This window comes from Bacillus paramycoides, assembly GCF_038971285.1.
Classification (GTDB): domain Bacteria; phylum Bacillota; class Bacilli; order Bacillales; family Bacillaceae_G; genus Bacillus_A.
The window spans coordinates 70,948-78,885 of sequence record NZ_CP152429.1 but is presented as its reverse complement, the minus strand read 5'-3'; the positions used below and the strand labels follow the sequence as shown (position 1 = coordinate 78,885).

At 30.5% G+C, this 7,938-nt stretch carries 1 protein-coding gene; it reads left to right on the top strand.

Features of this window, described 5'->3' with window-relative positions:
- Window positions 1-66: 66 nt before the first annotated feature.
- Window positions 67-7,920 carry an amino acid adenylation domain-containing protein gene (locus AAG068_RS28225; RefSeq protein WP_342720101.1) on the top strand — a complete coding sequence of 2,618 codons (7,854 nt, stop codon included), beginning with the start codon at window positions 67-69 and terminating at the stop codon, window positions 7,918-7,920.
- Window positions 7,921-7,938: the final 18 nt, after the last annotated feature.

Sequence of the window (7,938 nt, the reverse complement as noted above, 5' to 3'; positions counted from 1 at the left end):
TTGTTTTAGTTATTTACTAATAGTGTGAGAAAGTGAATGGGCAACGCGAAGGGAATGATTCTAGTTATGGATATTAAAGGGTTTATAAATGATTTAAAAAAATCAAACATTTTCTTATATCAGAATCAAGGGAAGATAAAAATTATTGGACCTCGTGAGCTAATAACAGCTGAATTAAAGGAGAAAATAAAGTTATATAAAGAAAAAATTATTATAGCTTTAAAAAATGAAGATATAGAAAAAAAGAATGAAATTCCAAAAGCGAAACAATCAGAAAATGATTGCTATACCTTATCAATGGCACAAAAAAGGATGTTTATTTTAAACAATCTGGAATCTGAAGGTACGACATATAATATTCCTTTAGTTATGAAAATAGTGGGCGATTTTCAATTGCATGTTTTTGAGAATGCCTTTAAGGCGCTAATTGATAGACATGAAGTATTAAGAACATCTTTTGTAATGATTGATGGGGAACCAGTTCAAAAGATAGAAAAAGAACTAAATTTTAAAATTAAATATGATGAATTAGGGAGAGATAGTGTATCAGAACGAATAGCAAGATTTATAAGACCTTTTGATTTAGAGGTAGCGCCTCTTCTAAGAGTAGAGATTTTACGTGTTAATCAAGATGAGCATATCATGATGCTTGATATGCATCATATTATTTCAGATGGAGTATCAATGGGCATTTTGATGAAGGAGTTAGCTGATTTAGTTAGAGAAAAAGACTTAGCACCATTAAAAGTCCAATATAAAGATTATTCAGAATGGCAAAAAGAGTACTATAAAGGAGATAACATAAAGCAGCAGGAGGAATACTGGCTCAAGGTATTTGAGGGAGACATTCCAGTTCTAAATATGCCAACTGATTTTCCAAGACCACAAATACAAAGTAGTGAGGGAGATAGGATTGGTTTTGAAATAGATTCTGAACTAACAAATAAGCTTAAACTTCTTGCAATGGAAAATGGAGTTACTATGTATATGCTTCTTTTAGCAGTATATAAAACGCTTCTTTCTAAATATACAGGGCAAGAAGACATAATAGTTGGTTCACCAATTGCTGGAAGATCACATGATGATTTAAAAAATACGATTGGCATGTTTGTCAATACTCTTGCAATGAGAAGTCATCCGAAAGCAGATACTAAATTCATTGATTATTTAAAACAAGTAAAAGAAAACACATTAAATGCTTATGAGAATCAAGAATATCAATTTGATACATTAGTAGAAAAACTAAATTTAAGAAAAGAAACAAGTAGAAGCGCATTGTTTGATACGATGTTTGATATACAAAATCAAAGTAATTTTGAGTTTAATATAAATGGAGTAACTACTGAGGTTTGCGATATTGATTTTAATGTGGCGAAATTTGATTTAAGTCTTACGGCGATAGAATATACAGATCATTTGAAATTTGATTTGCAATATTGCACAAAATTATTTAAAAAAGAAACAATCAAAAGAATTGCAGGTCATTTAGTAAATGTAATAAAGGAAATTACCAATAATCCGAGGCTTAAACTAGGAGAAATAAATTTACTTTCAGAAGAAGAAACAAAAATCATATTACACAAATTTAATGACACTATGACTGAATTTCCTAAAAATAAGACATTAAATCATGTATTTGAAGAGCAGGTTCTAAAAACACCAAATCATATTGCAATTATATTTGAAGAGGAACAATTAACATATACACAACTAAATGAAAAAGCAAATCGACTGGCACGGTTGCTTAGAAAAAATGGTGCAAAGCCGGATACTGTGATAGGAATTATGGCGGATAAATCCCCAGAAATGATAATTGGTATATTGGCGATTTTAAAAGCCGGTGCAGCATATTTACCAATTGACAATGAGTATCCGGAAGAAAGAATTGAATATATGCTAAAAGATAGTGAAGCAAAATTAGTCGTTACTCAAGAGCACTTACAATTCAAGGTAAGAACAGCTCCAATTATTTTATTTAATGATGAAGAAATTAGTTCTTTAAGTAAGGATAACCTAGAGAATTTAAATCATTCATCAGATTTAGCTTATTTAATATATACGTCAGGTTCTAGTGGAAAACCTAAAGGGGTTATGACTACACATCGTAACGTTATTAACTATATTTATGCATTTTCAAAACAAATTACTTTAAATGAAGAAGATTCTATATTGCAAATAGTTTCATTTTCATTTGATGCCTTTACGGAAGAGATATTTCCTATTTTAGCCAATTCAGGAAAATTAATTATTAGTAAAAAAATTGGTGATTTGAACATAGATGAGCTAGTTAAAAATATAGAAAAATATAATGTGACTTTAGTAAGCTGTTCACCATTGTTACTCAATGAAATTGATAAAAATAAGCATTTAATACTTAATAAAAATATGAAATTTATTAGTGGTGGAGATGTTTTAAAGTATGAATATATAAAAAATATTATCGAGATTGCCGATGTTTATAATTCATATGGTCCTACAGAAACAACGGTTTGCGCAACATATTATAAGGTCAGTTCCAATGATTGTATGGGAACGAGTGTACCTATAGGTAAACCACTAAGCAATTATAAATTGTATGTTTTGGATAATAACGCTCAATTACTGCCGATAGGAATACCTGGTGAATTATATATAGGTGGAGAAGGTGTAGCGCGAGGATACAAAAATAATAAAGAATTAACTGAAGAAAAATTCAAGTCAAATGCTTTTAGTTTAGGAGAACGATTGTATCGGACTGGAGATTTAGTAAGATGGCTACCTGATGGAAATATTGAATTTTTAGGTAGAATAGATAATCAAGTAAAAATTCACGGTTTTAGAATTGAACTGGAAGAAATTGAATATCACTTATTAAGACAACCGAACATAAAAGAAGCCAAAGTAATTGATAAAGAGGGGATAGATGGAAATAGATATCTTTGCGCATTTATTACAGTTAATGATTTGAATGAAGAACTGAACATAGATAAAGTGAGAGAGTTGCTTGCCAAAAAGCTTCCTGGTTACATGATTCCTTTGCATTTTATAGAGATGGAAAAATTGCCGATTACACTTAATGGAAAAGTGGATGTGAAAGCATTACCGGAACCAGATTTAAGTAAATTTATAGAAAGTCATTATGAAGCACCTCGAAATCTAGTAGAAGAGAAGTTGGCATTAGTGTGGAAGGATGTTTTGGGTATAGAGAAAATTGGAATAAATCATAACTTCTTTGAAGCTGGAGGACATTCACTAAAAGCTTTTTCATTGGTATCAAAAATACACAAAGAATTAAATGTTGAAATACCATTAAAACAAATATTTAATTTTCCTACTATTAAAGGCATTGGGGAATATATAAAAGGGAAAGAAACGAGTACCTACTCAAAAATAAGGAAAGCTGAGGAGAAGCAATTTTATAATCTTTCATCGGCTCAAAAAAGGTTATATATTTTAAATCAAATAGAGGATAGTGGAATTACTTACAACCTTCCAGTTGTTATACAAATGAAAGGTCACTTTCAATTGGATAGTTTTGAAAAAGCCTTTAAAGCATTAATTGATAGACATGAAGCATTAAGAACATCTTTTGTAATGATTGATGGAGAACCAGTTCAAAAGATAGAAAAAGAACTAAATTTTAAAATTGAATATAGTGAATTAGGAGAAGATAGCGTATCAGAACGAGTGGCACGATTCATAAGACCCTTTAATTTAGAGGTAGCTCCTCTTCTAAGGGTAGAAATTATACAAGTTAGTCAGGATGAGCATATCATGATGCTTGATATGCATCATATTATTTCAGACGGAGTATCAATGAGCATTTTGATGAAAGAGTTAACTGATATATTTGGAGAAAGAAAATTAGCGCCATTAGAAATTCAATATAAAGACTATTCAGAATGGAAAGAAGGGTTTTATAAAGGTGATAATATAAAGAAACAGGAGGAATATTGGCTTAAAGTATTTGAAGGTGAGATACCAGTTCTGAATATGCCAACTGATTTTCCAAGACCACAAATACAAAGTAGCGAGGGAGATCGATTAGGTTTTGAAATAGATTCTGAACTAACGAACAAGCTTAAAATGTTTGCAAGGGAAAATGGAGTTACTATGTATATACTACTTTTAGCAGCATATACAACGCTACTTTCAAAATATACGGGACAAGAAGACATCATAGTTGGCTCGCCAACTGCAGGAAGACAACACGATGATTTAAAAAATACTATTGGTATGTTTGTTAATACTCTTGTGATGAGAAATCATCCTAAAGCAGACAGTAGATTCATTGATTATTTGAAGAAAGTAAAAGAAAATACCTTAAATGCTTATGAAAATCAAGATTACCAATTTGATGAGTTAGTTGAAAAGCTAGCCTTAAAAAGGGATATTAGTAGAAATGCATTGTTTGATACGATGTTTTCTATTCAAAATTTAGATAATCTAGAGTTGAATATAAAAGGCTTAAAAATCGAACCTTATGACATTGATTTTAAAGCGGCAAAGTTTGATTTAAGTCTATCGGCAATTGAAAATACAGATCACATAGAATTTATTTTAGAGTATTGCACAAAATTATTTAAAAAAGAAACAATACAAAGAATTGGAAATCATGTAGTTAATATCTTAAAAGAAATTGTTAATAATCCTGAACAAAAACTAAGTGAAATAAATTTGCTTTCACAAGAAGAAAGGGAAATGATATTAAACAAGTTTAATGATACTGCAGCCGAATATCCAGTAGGTACTATACACGAACTCTTTGAAGCACAGGTTAAAAACACACCAAATCATGTAGCTGTAGTGTTCGAAGAAAAGCATTTGACATATGAAGAATTGAATAAAAAAGCAAATAAACTAGCTAGAATTTTGAGAGGAAAAGGTGTTGCACAAAATAGTATAGTTGGAATAATGATGGATAGATCAGTAGAAATGATTGTAGGAATATTGGGGATTCTAAAAGCTGGAGGAGCATATTTGCCGATAGATCCAGAGTATCCTACAGAGAGAATAGAATTTATGCTTGAGGATAGTAATGCGGATATTATTATTACTCAAGAACATCTAACGGATAAAAATGGTTCCTACGGTGAAGTAGTAAATGTAAATCATATAGATATATATGATATCGATGAAGATAATTTGAATCATATCAATTCACCGGATGATTTAGTGTATATCATATATACATCAGGAACAACTGGAAACCCTAAAGGTGTGCTAGTAGAGCATAAAAATTTGGTTAATGCTCATTACACTTGGAGGGATCACTATGAATTGTCAAAGTATAAAGTTAATTTACTACAAATGGCTAGTATGTCGTTTGATGTATTTGCAGGGGACTTATGTAGAAGTTTATTAAATGGTGGGACAATGTATATAGTACCAAGTCATATTAAGCTAGAACTGGATTTATTATATAAGACAATTAAAAAGTATAAAATTAATATTTTTGAATCGACCCCAAGTCTTATTATACCTTTTATGAATTATGTATATGAAAATAATTTTGAACTCACCACATTACGATTATTAATATTAGGTTCTGATACCTGTCCTATACATGAGTACAAAAATTTGGTTAAAAGATATGGGGAGAATATGAGAGTGATTAATAGCTATGGAGTCACAGAAGCAACTATTGATTCTAGCTATTATGAAGAAGAGTACGATTATATACCACAAATGGTAAATACTCCTATAGGAAAGCCGTTAAATAACACAAAATATTATGTTTTAAACTCTTTATTAGAACCACAACCTATAGGGGTGTATGGTGAATTGTACATTGGTGGAAAAGGTCTTGCAAAAGGATACTTAAACAAACCAGACCTTACTCATGAAAGGTTTGTTTCAAATGGCTTTATACCTGGTGAAAAAATGTATAAAACAGGAGATTTGGCAAGATGGCTTTCAGATGGAAATATTGAGTTCTTGGGAAGAATAGACAATCAAGTAAAGGTTCGAGGGTTTAGGGTAGAAATAGGAGAAATTGAAGCTAAACTATTAGGTAATCAAAATATAAATCAGGCGGTAGTAATTGATCATAAAGATAATGCTGGTTTTACCTATTTATGTGCATACATAGTAGCTAAAGAGGAGCTAACTACAAGTGAATTAAGAGACTACTTGTCAAATTATTTACCAGATTATATGATTCCTTCATTTTTTATTCAACTAGATAAAATGCCTCTTACACCGAATGGAAAAATAGATAGAAAAGCATTGCCTCTTGTACAAGAGGGGGACCTTTCTAAGGGAACAGATTATGAAGCTCCTCGAAATGAAGCGGAACAACATCTTGTATCAACTTGGCAGGATGTCTTGGGTATTAAAGAAATTGGAATTAACGATAGTTTTTTTGAGGTTGGTGGAGATTCTATAAAAGCGTTACAAATAGTTTCTAAACTATCGAAAGTGAATCTTAAACTCAAAATTAAAGATTTATTTGAAAACCCGAAAATTAAAAATCTTAGTAAGTATGTAAAAAATGAATCGAGAGTAAAGAAAAACTATGGAATAATTCAGGGAAGCGTTCCTTTAATCCCGATACAGCAAAGACATTTTGTATTAAACAAAGCATTAAATAATAAAGAGCTAAATCACTATAATCAATCATTTATGCTGTATAGAAAAAATGGATTTGAAGAACAGATTGTAGAAAAGGTGTTTCATAAAATTTGTGAAAAACACGATGCTTTACGAATGATTTATAAAGAGGAAAATGGTGAAATTCTTCAATATAATCGTGATTTGAATGGGGAATTCTTTGATTTATATGTCTATGATATTAAAAATCAAGATAATCAACAGGAGATAGTTGGTCAACTAGCAACAAATATACAAAAAGAAATTTCGATTACTGACGGTAAAATGTTAAAGCTTTGCATTTTTAAAACAAATGAGGGCGATCATTTGCTTATTACTATCCATCATCTTGTAATAGATGGAGTGTCATGGCGGATATTGTTCGAAGATTTCGAAACATTATATAAACAAGCCTATCTCAATGAAAAACTTGATATAGGTTTTAAAACGGATTCATTTAAGGAGTTTTCAGAAAAGTTAATGGATTATGCGAAAGGTAATAAACTTCTAAAAGAAAAAAAATATTGGGCAGACATATCTAATATGAAAGTAGATTTTTTAGCGAAAAATGAAGAAATAGATGTGACCGATTATAAAAATAGCAAGACCTTAACCATTTCACTAAATAAGGAGAACACTCAAAAGTTATTGGGAGAAACAAATAAAACATATAATACTCAAATAAATGATATCCTTTTAGCCGCTTTGTTAGTAACAGTAAGAGATTTAACAGGAGAAAACAGGTTAAAAATTCTTATGGAAGGTCATGGAAGAGAAGAAGTCATTGGAAACATAGATGTTAGTAGAACTATTGGGTGGTTTACTACAATATATCCTGTATATTTTGATTTAGGTAAAGAAAAAGAAATTTCTATGAGTATAAAATTGGTAAAAGAGACTTTAAGAAAAATTCCTAATAACGGAATAGGATATGGGGTTTTAAAATACCTGAAAAAGGATCAAGATTTGTTAAATGATGAAACGGCACCTATACTATTTAATTACTTGGGAGAAATGAGTAAAAAAGGGACCAATGAAGAATTTTCTGCATCATGGCTATCACCTGGCGAGAGTATAGGTGGCGAAAATGCAAGAGATGCTTCTATAGAAATTAATTCAGTAATTGTAGAGGATACATTAATAATGAACACTACCTTCAATGAGAGGGAATATTCCGAATCTTTAATTGCTGATTTTAACCAAAAGTATAAAGAGAACCTTGAAATGATAATCAAGCATTGTATTAATCAAACGGAATCAGAAAAAACAGCTTCCGATTATGGTTACAATAAAATGTCACTACAAGAGCTTGATGAGTTACTAGGTGAATATGAATACATCGATAATTAAAGCCTGGAGTCAAAACAC